Source organism: Thermosynechococcus sp. QS41, from assembly GCF_031583515.1.
In the GTDB taxonomy this organism is placed as follows: domain Bacteria; phylum Cyanobacteriota; class Cyanobacteriia; order Thermosynechococcales; family Thermosynechococcaceae; genus Thermosynechococcus.
The window spans coordinates 1933792-1948235 of record NZ_CP134181.1; the positions used below are offsets into that span (position 1 = coordinate 1933792).

Genomic DNA, 14444 nt, shown 5'->3' on the forward strand with positions numbered 1-14444 from the left:
AAGTATTGGTGCAATGGCAGAAATTCAATTTATCCGTGGCGTTGATGAAGAAGTGGTTCCCGATGTGCGTTTGACGCGGGCACGGGATGGCAGCAGTGGTCAAGCCATGTTTTACTTTGATAACCCGAAAATCGTCCAAGAGGGCAATTTGGAGATCACGGGGATGTACATGGTGGACGAAGAAGGCGAAATTGTTACCCGTGATGTCAATGCCAAGTTCATTAACGGCCAGCCCGTTGCCATTGAGGCCACCTACACGATGCGCAGCCCCCAAGAGTGGGATCGCTTTATTCGCTTTATGGATCGCTACGCTGCCAGCCATGGCCTTGGCTTCCAGAAGTCCTAACCAGTCTTAAATTGATCGGGTGCCGATTCAAAAAGATTGTGCTAGCTTAAAGTTACGATGCCTTTTTTGTCTTTATTCAGGACACAGGGCATCTGCAAGTTCTATAGCGATACAGTAGGGACATCAATGGATTATCTAGAGAGCCTGCTTGACACCCTCAAATCGTGGTTAAAAAAACTGTTGGAACTTCTAGGTGGCGCCGATCCCACCCCTGAGCTGGAGCCAATTCCGATTCCCGTGCGCGATCGCCGATAGAGCGACAGCATTCAACACCATTGAGTCAGTTTTGAACGGTTAGGTTAAGCTTGGCCTTTCATATTTTGGTGCTTCATGGCCCCAATCTAAACCTGTTAGGGCAACGGGAGCCGGGGATTTATGGGGTTGTGACACTAGCGAGCATCAACCAATCTTTGGCAGCCTTGGCGCAGGAGTTAGGGGTAACCATTGAGTGCCTCCAATCCAATCATGAAGGGGTCTTGGTAGATGCGATTCAAGAGGCAATGGGGCGTGCCCAAGGCATTTTGATTAACCCCGCAGCCTATACCCACACCAGCGTAGCTCTACGAGATGCGATTGCTGCGGTTGCCCTGCCCACTGTGGAAGTTCACCTGAGTAACATTCATCAACGGGAAACTTTTCGCCATCATTCCTACATTGCGCCGGTGGCGATCGGTCAAATTGCTGGCTTTGGTGCTGATAGTTATTTGTTGGGGTTACGGGCACTGGTCAATTATTTACAAGCAAAAGGCTAATTCTCAGCGGGGGGGGCGATCGCCAGCGGTGTTCCCAACTGTCGTGCCAGCCAAAATTCCAGATTGCGTACCCAAGATTTACCATCAAGGCGCTTGACAAGAACGGGTTGCACCAAGATCGTGAACATCCCCAAGCGATTGCCCACGAGAATATCCGTAAACAGGCGATCGCCCACCATGGCCACCTGATCATAGGGCAAATTCATGGCTTGCACGGCCTGACGAATCTTACGCCGCGAGGGCTTGCCTGCCCCCATCAAAAAGGGTAACTCCACCTGCTGGGCAATACGTTCAATGCGGCGATGGTTCAAGTTATTGCTCACTAGCCAGATCGGCATCTGATGCTTGATCTCCAGTAGCCACGCCAGAATTTTCGGCGGCAGATCTTCATCCCACGTGGGGAGGAGCGTATCATCCACATCCAGCACCATGCCCCGCAGATGATATTTTTCCAACAGACTGGGGTGCAACTGTTCAATGGTGCTTTCAAGAATTAAATCCGGTTGCAGCAGTGCTGCTAGAGACCCAGTGGCCATTGAAAACGCAAATAACAAAGAAGAAGCTTCTGCCAGACTATCACGATCCTAGGGGAGAGTGGGAACTGCAAAAATCTTTCCTAGCGTTACTCCAATCACAAAGGATATGCTACCATCTGAGAGAATGCCGCGTGTCAACGGATATGGCGAAGGTTCTGGTACTCAATGCCTCCTATGAACCACTCAATATTACGAGTTGGCAACGGGCAGTTGTCCTTTTAATCAAGGGCAAGGCGGAGCAAGTCGAGCACAACGGCAAGATGGTTTACAACAATTTTCCCTTGCCGACCGTCATTCGTCTGCGGCATTATGTCGTCACTCCCTACAAAGAAATTCCCCTTACTCGCCGCAATATCCTGCATCGAGATGGCCATTCTTGCCAATATTGTGGCTATACCGGGGATGAGCTCACCCTTGATCACGTCATCCCCAAATCGCGAGGGGGAGGGGACACTTGGGAAAATATTGTGACCGCTTGTGTGCGCTGTAATGTCAAGAAGGGGAATCGCACCCCAAAAGAGGCCAATATGCCCCTACGGCAAACACCGCGGCGCCCCATTAGTAGTTTGTACTTTGAGGTTACAAAGCACGTGCGCACGGGTACTCACCAAGAATGGCGTAAGTATGTTATTGGTGCCTAGTTTTTTCCACTCCATTGAATCCTGAGGGGAAAAGTGGCGGCCTCTCTCTGCAAAAGCCTTACCGAGACCTTTGGCAAGAATCAGTGGCTAGCAAGGGAGAAGTGAGGCGATCGCGTATTCTAGTATCGTAGGGAAGAAGCTTTACCTTTGAACAACTCCACTTAAGGTCGTTATGTCAAGTATTGAGGCCGAAAACTTTAGTCAACTCTTTCCGCTTTTTGGTGCCAGTTCCCAAGAGGCGCTTTCCTCGATGCTCTCAGTGGCTTGGCATAACACCTACCCGGCGGGGCGTGCCATTCTAATTGAAGATGCGTGGGGCAATGCGGTTTACTTTATCCTCTCAGGCTGGGTGAAGGTGCGGCGACTGCTCGCTGATGGGGATTTCATGACCCTAGCGATCCTTGGGCCGGGGGATTTTTTTGGTGAAATGGCCATTCTTGACCAATCACCCCGCTCAACAGATGTGGTGGCACTGTGTCCAGCGGAAGTTTTGTCTGTGCCGGCGCAAAAATTTGTCCATGTCCTGCGCCATGAGCCGGATCTGCACTATCGGATGCTGCAATTGATGGCACAACGGCTACGCTTGACCAATACGCGCATTGAACTGTTGCACAAACCTCCTGCCGTCAAACTAGCCCATGTCTTGGTGAATTTGGCACGGCGCTATGGTCAGCATCCAGGGGGCAATGCCAACACAGCCGTGATTTTCAATGTGCCCATCAAGGATTTAGCGGATGTGGCCAACATTAGCCCTGATGAAGCCCATCAACTGCTGGATAAACTGGTGGCGAAAAACTGGATCAAGATTGATGCGGCCAAGCAACAACTCCAAATTCTCAATTTGCCGCAACTAGAGCAATTGGCACAGCAAGCGGTGAATTAAAGTTCTGTTGGCTTGTTGAGGCGCAGTGACCTCGCCTAGGATAGCAATAGTTGCAAGCTCTTTCTGCTATGGCGATCGCCCCCAACCTCTACGAACACACCTTGGTTCGCTACACGGATCCGCTGCATGCGACAGAACTCCTGCGGCAATATCGCCCGTACCTAGAAATGATTCCCAGTATGCGGCGACCTCAAGAGAGTTTAATTCCGATTCCGCTGCCGATCGCCCATATTCAGGTTCCTGCCGCCACAACCTCGAACCAACGTCCCCAAGTGAAGTCGGTGATGGTGCCCTGTGATTTGGTCTTTGTCCTGTGCGATCCCGAGTGGAAAGTCAAAACCGACATTGAACTGCTGGTCTTTATCCATCGGCCAGGGGAAAGCTTTACGGAACTGCTGACCCGCTGGCGCCAATCCCAAGTGCTCCTCAGTCGCAGTTATAGCTGGGATATGCCCTTGCAGCATCGGGATGTCTTTAGTGAGGGCGCCAATCGTCAATTTCCCCTCTTTGTCCTCTTTCAAGAAACCCTTGCCGTGATCAAGCGCGGTCTCAAGGCTGCCCGATTGCCCTGCGTGATTGATACCACGATTCTCAAGGAACAGCCGTCTTCAGCCACAAAGCTTATGACGGGTGCCTCAGAAAGCACAGAATAGGTTGATCAATATCACAACTTAAGCACCAGCTCCATCACTGCCCTCCCCCTCGCCAAGGGCAGAGAATACCACTATCGAGCTGAATTCTCGATGTTGTGAGTTGAGTTGTCCTATGGTGGCTACCCCCATTCAACCCGTGTCCGACCGTCCATTGACAACGGATTTGGTGCGGCAGTATTTGCAGGAAATTGGCCGTGTGCCCTTGCTCACCCCTAGCCAAGAACTGCGCCTTGCCCAACAGGTTCAGCAGTACCAAGCCCTGCTCGCAGTGCGAGATCAGTCCGATGACCCCCAGATCAAGCGCTATGTGGCGGCTGTTACGGAGCGCGATCGCCAGCAGCGGCAGTTGGGGCGTCCCCTTACCCGTACCCAATGGGCTGCGCGACTTAAGATGAGTGTGGCTGAATTGCAAACCTGTGTGCAGGCGGGTCGTCAAGCTTGGGCAAAGGCAGCGAATATGACCCTAAGTGAACTTCAGCACATTGAGCGGCAAGGACAGCGGGCAAAAACCCAATTGCTGCAAGCCAACCTGCGCTTGGTGGTGAATATTGCCAAAAAATATCAACATCGCGGCGTGGAATTTTTAGATCTGATCCAAGAGGGGAGTTTGGGTCTAGAACGTGCCGTTGAAAAATTCGATCCGACCAAGGGATTTCGCTTTAGCACCTATGCCTACTGGTGGATTCGCCAAAGTGTCACCCGTGCCGTTGCTAGCCAAAGCCGCACAATCCGCTTGCCCATTCACATGGTGGAAAAACTCAATAAAATTAAGCGTGCCCAACGGCGTCTTGCGGCTCAACAAGGCGCGATGCCCAGTCTAGCGGACATTGCCCAAGAACTGAATCTGGAGGTGTCACAGGTGCGGGAAGTGCTCATGGCTGTTCCCAAATCCGTGGCCTTGGAACAGCGGGTTGGCTCCGACCAAGAAACGGAATTGCAGGAGCTAATTGAATCCACTGCCCCCACCCCCAATGAAGTGATCATGCGTGAGTCCCTGCGTACTACTTTGAAGCAACTCCTCAGTGATCTATCGCCCCGTGAGCGGCAAGTGATGGAACTGCGCTATGGCCTCGGCGAGCAGCTCGCCCTTGAGATGGCGGAAATTGCGGCACTGCTGGGACTGAGTCGGGAGCGGATTCGCCAAATTGAGCACCGTGCCCTGCAAAAGTTGCGGCAGCCCCAACGGCGCCGAGAAATTCAAGACTATCTTGAGGAGTTTGCCTAGGGCGTCTCCAACTGAATGCCGTGGGGACAGCACTCACAGATCCATAGATCAAGGTCGGGGTCTGGTAGGGCGCGCCGTACCCGTTGCATGATGCTGTAACCTTCATCGGCAGAGGGCGCTAGGGCAAACACTGTTGGCCCAGATCCTGACATCATGCTGGCGATCGCCCCAGCGGCGAGGAATTGCTCCTTTAACTCTGCCACCAAGGGATAGCGGGGCAACACTACCTTCTCTAAATCATTACGGAGGCTGGCGGCCAATTTGGCGATGTCACGCTGCTGAATGGCCTGTAACAGGGTTGCGGATCCCCCCTCTTGGCGGGCTTTTTCCTGCTCGTTGGGGGTTTGGGCATAGGTGGCGGCGAATTCCTGCCGATAGGTTTGATAGGCCCAAGGGGTGGCCACACTGAGGGAGCGATACTTCCCTAGGATCACAGTTAATCCCTGTAAATCCGCTAGGGGCGTCAACTGTTCACCGCGCCCTAGGGCTAAGGCGGTTCCCCCTTGCAGACAGAAGGGCACATCAGCCCCCAATTGCGCTGCAAAGGTTTGCAATTCCGCTTGCGTCAGACCCAACTGCCACAGGAGATCTAAGCCCACGAGTACCGCTGCTCCATTGGTGGAACCCCCGGCCAAGCCTGCCCCCATAGGAATTCGTTTTTCAATGAAAATTTCAACGCCATCGCGATCGGGAAAATGCTGCTGGAGTAAGGCCGCTGCTTTGTAGGCGAGATTTCGTTGATCGCAGGGGACAGCCGGGTTGGTGCAATGGACTTTAATTTGGCGATCGCGCCGCGGGATGAGTTCAATGCGATCCATGAGGGAAACCGCCTGCATGACCATTACCAGCTCGTGGTAGCCACTGCCATCTAAACAATTGCCAACAATTTGTAAAAAGAGATTAATTTTGGCAGGTGCCAGCAAACGATACACGCAGCCCCATCCTCACAACCACCTCGTTCAATAGCATATTATTCTTCTATTCCTCTTTGGCAGGCGCTAAACAGAAGTCCCCATGATTTTGGAACGAATGATTGAGCTGTTGCAGTTGCCCTTTATGCAGCGGGCACTGTGGGCAGGCATCTTTACGGGAGGGATGGCGGGTGCCCTCGGTAGCTTTACAATCCTGCGGCAACTTTCTTTTTTTAGTGATGCTTTGGGGCACTCAGCCCTACTGGGAATTAGCCTAGGAATTATTCTAGGATTGAATCCCTCCGTGATGTTGCTGCCCTTTGCCGTGGTGTTTGCCCTCGGGGTGACCTATCTGCTGGAGCATACACGACTGTGGACGGATGCCCTCTTGAATATCATCTACTCAGCCTCCTTAGCACTTGCGGTGATTTTGCTGAGTATGAGCGATCGCTATCAGGGGGGGCTAAATAATTTACTCTTTGGCGATATTTTGGCGGTGCGCCCAGCCGATCTCGTCATGAGTGGCATGCTCTGCGCCCTTGTCGGCACTTTCATCCTGCTCACGTTACGGGTGCAATTGTTAATCACAGTGAATGAGGCCTTGGCGGTGGCGCGGGGGGCGGCGGTGGGGATTCAGCGGCTGCTGTTTATCACCCTATTGGCCTTGGTGGTTGCCGTCTCGATTAAGACAGTGGGGGTATTGCTCATTAGTGCCTTTGTGGTGATTCCCGCCTGTGGCGCTCGCCTGTGGAGTCGGCAATTTTCGCAGTACGTGGTTTTGGCGGCCCTAGTAGGGGTAGGCAGTGCCATTGTTGGTATGCTCTTGTCAGCAGGGATGAATTGGCCATCGGGGCCGAGTATTGTGGTCTGTCAACTGGTGTTCTTTTTAGGCTCGATCGCGATTAACTCACTGCGAGGGGCGTGGCTGCATAGAGGGCAGAAATCTCCAGCAAGCTGAGGCGTGAACGGGCTGTCAGCTCCAAGGGGGAGCGATCGCCCCGCTGGAAATGATCCACTGCCGCACAGCCAATCATCGCCGCATTATCGGTACATAGCCGCAGAGGCGGAAAAATCAACTGTAGCCCCAAGGGTTCAGCAGCCGCAGTCAGGTGTTGTCGCAGTCCAGAATTTGCCGCTACGCCTCCCCCAATGGCGAGGGTTTTGAATCCATGATCCACTGCTGCCGCGATCGCCCGCTTGGTCAAGGCCTGTGCCACCGCCTTCTGAAAACTGGCCGCAAGGTCAGCCACCGGCAATTCATCATGGGTTTGACGCAGCTCCTCCACGAGTCGTGCCACTGCGGTTTTCAGCCCACTAAAACTAGAATCGTAGGGATGCACCTTGCCATCGGGGAGGCGAATATTTCCCTCTGGTAGATCAAAGGTCTCTGGATTGCCCTGCTGCGCCAAGCGATCGAGCACTGGCCCCCCTGGATAGCCCAAGCCCAGTAGGCGTGCTACCTTATCGTAGGCTTCCCCCGCCGCATCATCCCGCGTTTGGCCAAAGAGTTGGTACTCGCCACAGCCATAAACGCCAATGAGACTGGTATGCCCGCCAGACACCAAGAGGCAGAGAAACGGTGGTTCAAGGGTCGGTTCCGCTAAGTAGGAGGCATAGAGGTGGCCTTCAAGGTGGTGAATTCCCAAGAACGGTTTTTGCTGCACAAGGGCAAGGGTTTTTGCCGCCGTAACCCCAATGAGCAGCGACCCCACCAATCCGGGAGCACAGGTGACAGCAATGGCATCAATGGCAGACCAATCACAACCGGCCTCACTCATCGCTGCTGTGATCACGCCGTTAATGTTTTCCAAGTGGGCACGGGAGGCGACTTCCGGTACGACACCGCCAAAGGGTTGATGGGCACGTACTTGGGAGGCAATCACATGACTTTCAATGGCGCGATCGCACACTACGGCTGCTGCCGTTTCATCACAACTGGTTTCAATGGCCAGAATTCTTACCATCGGGCAGACGTGGGCATGAAGCTAGAGCCTCTTTTCAGTCTAGCCGGTTTTTCGAGTGAAGTTGCTGAAGGGCGTTTGCGCAATGCCGTGAATTCTCGAGGTTGCAACCAGCGCTACGGTGAAGATTCTTAAGAATCTCCTAAATCCCGATCAAGAAGTAGAATATACTATGGGTTGGGCAATCTGCTCAATGTCGTGCGTGTGCCAAACGTCTTGTGGAACTGTCTGCCAAAAGTGAGTACGCCCTCTTGGCGCTCTTGGAAATGTCAGCGGCCTATGAACAGGCGGAGCCGCTACAAATTCGCCAAATTGCTGCCCTGCACAACATTCCCGATCGCTATCTGGAGCAACTGATGGCGACCCTACGCCGCAAGGGGCTGATTCGCAGTCAACGGGGGGCACGGGGTGGCTACCTGCTGGCAAAAGCACCTTGGCAAATCTCAATTTTGGACGTGCTCAACTGTATCGAGGGGATTGAGTCCAAGCTCGCCCAAAAGCCGCCTGAAAAGGGCGATCTGGAGCGTAGTCTGATCCGTTCAGTGTGGCTAGAAGCCTGCGCAGCAGCCAATGATGTTTTGAAAAAGCATACCCTTCAAGATTTGTGCGATCGGCGGCAGGCTTACCAGCACGTGGATGTCATGTACTACATCTAGGCTGGGGTTGACATTCATCTAATTTTTCTAAGGTTTTTGTCTTGAATTGGAGATTGATATCCCATGAACATTGCCCCCGATATTACTGCCCTCATTGGTCGGACGCCCCTTGTACGCCTGAACCGCATTCCCCAAGCGGAAGGCTGTGTGGCAGAAATTGTCGTCAAACTAGAGAGCATGAATCCTGCGGCCTCGGTTAAGGATCGCATTGGCCTGAGTATGATTCAGGAGGCAGAAGCAGCGGGTCTCATTACCCCCGGTAAGACGGTTTTGGTGGAACCCACATCGGGCAATACCGGGATTGCCTTAGCAATGGTGGCGGCGGCAAAGGGCTATCGCCTGATTCTCACTATGCCAGAGACCATGAGTGCAGAGCGGCGAGCTATGCTGCGTGCCTATGGAGCAGAGCTGGATTTGACCCCCGGCACAGAGGGGATGAGTGGTGCCATTCGTCGCGCCGAAGAAATTGCTGCCTCCCTTGAAGATGCTTTCATGCTGCAACAATTCAAAAATCCCGCCAATCCCAAGATTCATCGTGAAACCACTGCCCTCGAAATTTGGCAAGATACGGACGGTCAAGTGGATATTTTGGTGGCTGGAGTGGGTACTGGAGGTACGATTACGGGAGTGGCAGAAGTGATCAAAGCCAAGAAGCCCAGCTTTCAGGCGATCGCTGTCGAACCTAGCAATAGTCCTGTCCTTTCAGGAGGCAAACCAGGGCCGCACAAAATTCAAGGTATTGGCGCCGGCTTTGTGCCCCCCGTTCTCAAACGGGAACTTATTGATGAAGTGATTACTGTTTCTGATGATCAAGCGATTTATTTTGGTCGCCGCCTAGCCCGTGAAGAAGGCCTTCTTTCAGGCATTTCCAGTGGGGCTGCCCTTTGCGCTGCCATTCAGGTGGCTCAACGACCCGAAAATGCGGGCAAGTTAATTGTCATGGTGCAGCCGAGCTTTGGTGAACGCTACTTAACCACACCCCTGTTTCAGGATGCACTGCCCTTGGTACCCAGTTACTTGCAACATTAGCCACAAGTGGAGTTCAGTGTCAGGGGTTGTTTTGTGCCAACTAAAACTTGGTTTGTAGGTTGCGGCGATCGCCTAGGGTGGGTCATCAGTTAAGCCAGATAACAGCGGCAGCGAGATATATCGCACCTAAAAAGTTTCGCGCTGTCTTATCGTAACGTGTGGCAATCCCTTGATACGGCTTGAGCCTAGCAAAAAAATTCTCAATCAAGTGCCGAGCTTTGTACAGTTCTTTGTCATAACCACGACGCTGTTTACGACAAGACTTGGGCGGAATGACAGCCGCGCACCCTTTCTCCGCTAGTCGTCTTAGCACCTGCTGCTCATCTGCATCATAGGCTTTGTCCGCCAGTAATGCCTCAGCAAAACACTGCCTCGATGGTCAATCGATCTGATGATACGCCCTAGAACTTCGGCCAATTGGGACTGAGTCACAGCAATTTTCCTCTAAACTCTGTCAAACAGTGTAATTTTGGCCAAGAGTCCTGCCACCATCAAAAACAGTGCCACCAGTAATGCCCACAGGCGATTGTCCGTTGAACTTTGGCGTTTCCCTAGCTCCACTAACTGTTCGCGATTGTTCTGTACTTCTAGGCGAACGGCCTCGATTTTGGCCTCCATGGTGTTGAACTTTTCACGGATTTCTGCTTGCCCCACCTTCACTTCAAGGGTGAGTTCTGTCAACTGCGACTGGATTGCCTTGACGGTTTCCAGAACTTCGGCTAGTTGGGATTGGGTGACAGGCTCGGTCATGACGGCTGCTCAGGGAGGGGTAATTTCATTTTAGGGGAACAAGCAATTTCTGTTTTCAGATTTTTTATAAATCTTGTTAGGAAGGTTGTTGGTTAGGGGAGGTCATTGACAGCAGCTAAGGGGCGAAGATAGGTCTGCACCAATGTTTGATAAAAGCCTAAGACGCGCTTATCTTTGAAGACAGCAGGAACACGGGCAAAGGCGGCACGGGAAATAATGGCATATTCAGGAATGGCAAATACGCTTGTGTCATTGGCTTGATACTGTGGCCAAAAGTAGGGAGTGAGGTGGGGAAGTTTCTGGAGAATCCGTTCAATTTCTGCTTGGGCAACAGCCATCGCCTTGTCGGTTGTGGGAGCACCATTAAAGAAAATAGGCAAAGGAAGGGGGCCGCCTTCACGGCGCAAGGTGTGAATTTCATTAAAGAGAAATTGGTGAATCACCTGAGCGGCATTGTTGAGGGAGGAGAGATCGGTGTGGCGGGTGGGAATCAAAACGGCGTCACTGGCATACACGGCGCTCTTACTTAAAAAGAGCCAAGCACTGGGGCAGTCAATGAGGATGTAGTCGTAGCGATCGCGCAAGGGGGCGAGGAGTTCCCGCAGGCGAGTAATGGGTGGATGTTGGGTTTGCATCGCCTGAATAAGAATGCTTTGCAGTTGCGGCGCAGCGGGAATGACATCAAAAATATGGGCAGACTTGATACTGCTGCTGGTGCGGATGCGCAGGTCAAAAGGGCGAATCGTAGCCGTAATCGGCTCATCAGGGTTTTGCAGACAAGCCGCAAGGGTCGTACTGGTGGGGGTTAGCTCAAGGGCGCGGCTGAGATCCCCCTGAGGGTCGCAATCAATAAGCAAGACAGCGGCATCTGCCACAGCAAGGGTGGCGCCCAAGTTAATCGTGGTGGTGGTTTTGCCCACTCCCCCCTTATGGTTATAGAGACAGAGGGTGGTGGCACGGGGGCGCGATCGCAAGCAGGTTTTGAGGTCTTCGATAATGCCCTCAAGGCGATCGCCCGTCAGTTCATAGTTGGGCGTCACTGGATAGACCAAGTGACCATGGCGTTGAAAAAGCTGTAGATGGCGAGCATTCGTGATCAACCCCCAAGCGGTTCCTTGGCAATGGCAACCCCTGAGAAGTTGGCGGAGTTGTTGCAGAGCGCGGCTATGATGGGCAGACCCATTCTCAAGGCTCAAGACCACGGTTTGACTGGGGGTATTGCGGGAGCGACGGGCAGGGGGTTTAATCTCCACAATTAAATCGGGGTCAACTTGAGTCTGACAAAAAGGAGGCTGATGTTCGCGGGGAAAACGGGCTGCCACATCGGCAATGCCCATACCTGTGTCAAAAGAGGAGACGCGATCGCGATCGCCAAAGCCCAACACACTCAGGAGCGGTTGCACAAAGTGCTGCTCAATAACGGCTTCAGAGGTTTCGTCACCGTGAATTTGTTGCCATTGCGATCGCAAGCGGGAAATATCCAACGTTCAGCACCATCCAGCCGTCTTGAATCTTTACAGAATAGGTTGGCCACCCCTGAGCGTCAAGATCACGAGGCTACCAAATCACTGTGGATTGAGCTTTCCAACAGCCTTGATCATTGGCTATGATAGTAAATCTGCAAATCTTTCACATTCGTCCCCTTGGGTGTCCTCACCGGATGATGGACGGATGGTTGTTTAACCCATAGGAGTACAACTCAATGGCAGTTCTTAGCCTTGCCCAAATGCTGGAGGCAGGGGTTCACTTTGGCCACCAAGCCCGCCGCTGGAACCCCCGGATGGCACCCTACATCTTCACGGTTCGCAATGGGGTGCACATCATTGACCTCGTGCAAACCGCCCAACTGGTGGATGAAGCCTACAACTACATCCGCAACGCCGCTGAAAAAGGCAAACGCTTTTTGTTTATTGGTACCAAGCGCCAAGCCGCCGGCATTGTCGAACAGGAAGCGCTCCGCTGCGGCAGTTACTACGTCAACCAGCGCTGGCTGGGGGGGATGCTCACCAACTGGAATACCATCAAAACCCGTGTCGATCGCCTCAAAGAATTAGAAAGCATGGAGGAAAATGGCCTCATTGATCTGCGGCCAAAACAGGAGGCTTCAGCCCTGCGGCGAGAACTGGCACGTTTGCAAAAATACCTTGGCGGGATTAAACAGATGCGGCGGCTTCCTGATGTCGCGATTATTGTTGATGTCAAGCGGGAATACAACGCCGTTGCCGAGTGCCACAAATTGGGGATTCCGATCGTGGCGCTGCTGGATACCAACTGCGACCCCAATCAAGTGGATATTCCCATTCCCGCTAACGATGATGCCATCCGTTCGATTAAGCTGATTGTGGGTAAACTAGCCGATGCCATTTACGAAGGCCGCCATGGTCAGTTGGACGAACCAGAAGCGGATCTCGGTGATGAGGACGACGATGGGATGACCGCCAGCGACGATGGTGATGCTGACGCCCTAGATATTCCAGATGATTCTGACGCTTAATCCTTGAGGAACAGATCATGGCAGAGATTTCAGCCAAACTAGTCAAAGAACTGCGGGACAAAACCGGTGCCGGCATGATGGACTGCAAGAAAGCCTTGCAGGAGTCCAACGGCGATATGGAAGCCGCCATTGCTTGGTTGCGGCAAAAGGGTCTAGCCTCTGCGGGCAAAAAAGCCGGGCGCGTCACCAGTGAAGGTCTCGTGGATAGCTACATTCACACTGGCGGGCGCATTGGCGTGCTGGTGGAGGTGAACTGTGAGACCGACTTTGTGGCTCGCAACGAGAAATTCAAAGCCCTTGTCCAAGACATTGCCAAGCAAATTGCCGCTTGCCCCAATGTGGAATTTGTCTCAGTGAATGATATTCCCGCTGAGTACAAGGAAAAAGAACGCCAGATTGCCCTTGGCTCCGATGCTCTCAAGGGGAAACCTCCGGAAGTCAAGGAGAAAATCGTTGCTGGCAAACTAGAGAAAACCCTCAAAGAGCTGTGCCTGCTCAACCAGCCCTTTATCCGCGATCAGTCCAAGACCGTTGAAGAGTTGGTCAAAGAGCACATTGCCGAACTGGGGGAAAATATCCAGATTCGCCGCTTCCAACGCTTTGTCCTCGGTGAGGGGATTGAGAAGCAAGAAACCAACCTTGCTGAAGAGGTGGCTGCCCAAACCCAAGCCATGAGTGCTGCCGCAAAAACGGCCAAAGCACCCCCAGAAGTGGCCGAAACTGCCCCACCTGAAGTGAGTGCCCCTGAACCAGCAGCGGAAACAACACCTGACGAGCCAGCCCCAGAACCTGTCACAGTTTCTGAGCAGACAGTGGAACCAGTGGCTGAGCCTGCTGCCAAAAACCCTGAACCAGTCGCTGAACCTACGGCTGAAAGTAAGGGATTTGGTGCTGCTGCCAAAAAATCTGGTGGCAAGTCTCGGACTGCCAAGAAGAAAAAATAATGATCCTAGGCGTAGCCATGGGCTTGGAGAAAGGCGAGGTCAATTTCGACTGCGGTTGAGGCGTCTTGAGGCTGGAGAAATTTGCGGGTATATTTGCCCAACAGATCCGCCTCTAGGTTCACACCATCGCCAACCCTAAGAAATTGCAACGTCGTTTCTGCGTAGGTATGGGGGATAACAGCAATGCTGAATTCATCCCCTTTTTCATTGCAATGGGCAACGGTGAGGCTAATGCCATTGATGGCAATGCTGCCCTTGGGGATGATGTACGTCGCTACCACTGCAGGGGCAGAGAAGGTGAATTCCCAACTCGTGCCTGTGGGCGCGATCGCTAGCACGCTACCCACACCATCCACATGACCGGTCACAAAATGCCCTCCCACCCTATCCCCAACGCGCAGGGCAGGTTCTAGGTTCACCATTGCGCCTGCTGCCGCTTTGGCCGCCAATGTGGTGCGTTGCAGCGTTTCCGGGGAGACACTGACCGTAAACCCCGTGGCATCAACTGTTTCCACTGTGAGGCAGACCCCATCCACAGCAATACTATCGCCAATGGCCACCTCAGCAAGGAAAGGGGCATCGGTAGCGTTAATTGCCAACTGGGACTCGGAGCGTTGCTGGAGGACACCGATCGCCTGAATAATGCCAGTAAACATTGTTCTT

At 53.0% G+C, this 14444-nt stretch carries 18 protein-coding genes and 1 pseudogene; 12 read left to right on the plus strand and 7 right to left on the minus strand.

Translation table 11 applies throughout. The features are described from left to right. Positions 1–13: 13 nt before the first annotated feature. The 3 genes from psb28 to aroQ all read left to right on the plus strand — a co-directional run bounded on the left by psb28 (position 14) and on the right by aroQ (position 1098). Positions 14–346 (plus strand): photosystem II reaction center protein Psb28, encoded by a 333-nt coding sequence (gene psb28, locus RHJ80_RS09525; protein WP_149818920.1) that lies wholly within the window; start codon positions 14–16, stop codon positions 344–346. A gap of 126 nt (positions 347–472) precedes the next feature. Then, on the plus strand, positions 473–601 hold the full coding sequence (locus tag RHJ80_RS09530; protein ID WP_255451719.1) for a hypothetical protein: 129 nt from the start codon (positions 473–475) through the stop codon (positions 599–601). A gap of 50 nt (positions 602–651) precedes the next feature. After that, complete coding sequence (gene aroQ / locus RHJ80_RS09535) at positions 652–1098, plus strand: type II 3-dehydroquinate dehydratase (RefSeq protein WP_190278250.1); 447 nt, start codon at positions 652–654, stop codon at positions 1096–1098. Here the strand turns inward: aroQ and RHJ80_RS09540 are convergent. Further along, positions 1095–1634, minus strand: a complete 540-nt coding sequence (locus tag RHJ80_RS09540) for a YqeG family HAD IIIA-type phosphatase (RefSeq protein WP_206199971.1) — start codon at positions 1632–1634, stop codon at positions 1095–1097. The genes aroQ and RHJ80_RS09540 overlap by 4 nt on opposite strands. Positions 1635–1777: 143 nt before the next feature. Between RHJ80_RS09540 and RHJ80_RS09545 the strand changes: the two genes are divergently transcribed. The 4 genes from RHJ80_RS09545 (at position 1778) to RHJ80_RS09560 (ending at position 5036) form a co-directional block, all read left to right on the plus strand. Beyond that, positions 1778–2275 (plus strand): HNH endonuclease, encoded by a 498-nt coding sequence (locus RHJ80_RS09545; protein ID WP_206199972.1) that lies wholly within the window; start codon positions 1778–1780, stop codon positions 2273–2275. 172 nt (positions 2276–2447) lie between these two features. After that, a complete protein-coding gene (locus RHJ80_RS09550; RefSeq protein ID WP_310800172.1) occupies positions 2448–3158 on the plus strand; it encodes a Crp/Fnr family transcriptional regulator in 711 nt (236 codons plus the stop codon). A 68-nt stretch (positions 3159–3226) separates the two neighbouring features. Continuing rightward, the gene (locus RHJ80_RS09555; RefSeq protein WP_302677762.1) at positions 3227–3811 is read left to right on the plus strand and encodes a hypothetical protein; all 585 of its coding nucleotides are present in this window, start codon (positions 3227–3229) and stop codon (positions 3809–3811) included. A 112-nt stretch (positions 3812–3923) separates the two neighbouring features. Then, entirely contained in the window at positions 3924–5036 is a 1113-nt protein-coding gene (locus tag RHJ80_RS09560; RefSeq protein WP_310800877.1) for an RNA polymerase sigma factor, RpoD/SigA family, read from the plus strand. Here the strand turns inward: RHJ80_RS09560 and ispE are convergent. Next, positions 5033–5968 (minus strand): 4-(cytidine 5'-diphospho)-2-C-methyl-D-erythritol kinase, encoded by a 936-nt coding sequence (gene ispE / locus RHJ80_RS09565; RefSeq protein ID WP_206199976.1) that lies wholly within the window; start codon positions 5966–5968, stop codon positions 5033–5035. The two genes, RHJ80_RS09560 and ispE, sit on opposite strands and share 4 nt — an antisense overlap. 82 nt (positions 5969–6050) lie before the next feature. On the opposite strand from ispE, the gene RHJ80_RS09570 reads away from it, so the two are divergent. Further along, positions 6051–6905: a metal ABC transporter permease gene (locus RHJ80_RS09570; protein ID WP_149818932.1), complete on the plus strand. Its 855-nt coding sequence runs from the start codon at positions 6051–6053 to the stop codon at positions 6903–6905. Here RHJ80_RS09570 and tsaD read toward each other — a convergent pair. Continuing rightward, a complete protein-coding gene (tsaD, locus tag RHJ80_RS09575; protein ID WP_310800878.1) occupies positions 6850–7911 on the minus strand; it encodes a tRNA (adenosine(37)-N6)-threonylcarbamoyltransferase complex transferase subunit TsaD in 1062 nt (353 codons plus the stop codon). The genes RHJ80_RS09570 and tsaD overlap by 56 nt on opposite strands. A gap of 215 nt (positions 7912–8126) precedes the next feature. Between tsaD and RHJ80_RS09580 the strand changes: the two genes are divergently transcribed. Beyond that, positions 8127–8564 (plus strand): Rrf2 family transcriptional regulator, encoded by a 438-nt coding sequence (locus tag RHJ80_RS09580; protein WP_206199978.1) that lies wholly within the window; start codon positions 8127–8129, stop codon positions 8562–8564. A gap of 63 nt (positions 8565–8627) precedes the next feature. After that, positions 8628–9593 carry a cysteine synthase A gene (cysK, locus tag RHJ80_RS09585; RefSeq protein ID WP_302677758.1) on the plus strand — a complete coding sequence of 322 codons (966 nt, stop codon included), beginning with the start codon at positions 8628–8630 and terminating at the stop codon, positions 9591–9593. A gap of 85 nt (positions 9594–9678) precedes the next feature. On the opposite strand, the pseudogene RHJ80_RS09590 reads toward cysK, so the two are convergent. From RHJ80_RS09590 to RHJ80_RS09600, 3 genes and pseudogenes are all read right to left on the minus strand, one after another. Beyond that, a pseudogene (locus RHJ80_RS09590) lies at positions 9679–9954 on the minus strand (transposase); the annotation flags it as partial. Between the two features lie 83 nt (positions 9955–10037). Beyond that, the gene (locus RHJ80_RS09595; RefSeq protein ID WP_149818940.1) at positions 10038–10343 is read right to left on the minus strand and encodes a hypothetical protein; all 306 of its coding nucleotides are present in this window, start codon (positions 10341–10343) and stop codon (positions 10038–10040) included. Between the two features lie 92 nt (positions 10344–10435). Continuing rightward, a complete protein-coding gene (locus RHJ80_RS09600; RefSeq protein WP_302677757.1) occupies positions 10436–11827 on the minus strand; it encodes a ParA family protein in 1392 nt (463 codons plus the stop codon). A gap of 218 nt (positions 11828–12045) precedes the next feature. Here RHJ80_RS09600 and rpsB point away from each other — a divergent pair, with 218 nt between their 5' ends. Beyond that, positions 12046–12837, plus strand: a complete 792-nt coding sequence (rpsB, locus tag RHJ80_RS09605) for a 30S ribosomal protein S2 (protein ID WP_149818942.1) — start codon at positions 12046–12048, stop codon at positions 12835–12837. A 17-nt stretch (positions 12838–12854) separates the two neighbouring features. Next, positions 12855–13781 (plus strand): translation elongation factor Ts, encoded by a 927-nt coding sequence (tsf, locus tag RHJ80_RS09610; RefSeq protein WP_206199982.1) that lies wholly within the window; start codon positions 12855–12857, stop codon positions 13779–13781. Positions 13782–13786: 5 nt separating this feature from the next. Here the strand turns inward: tsf and RHJ80_RS09615 are convergent, their stop codons facing one another. Further along, positions 13787–14437, minus strand: coding sequence for a riboflavin synthase (locus tag RHJ80_RS09615; protein WP_310453735.1), 651 nt, complete (start codon positions 14435–14437; stop codon positions 13787–13789). Positions 14438–14444: the final 7 nt, after the last annotated feature.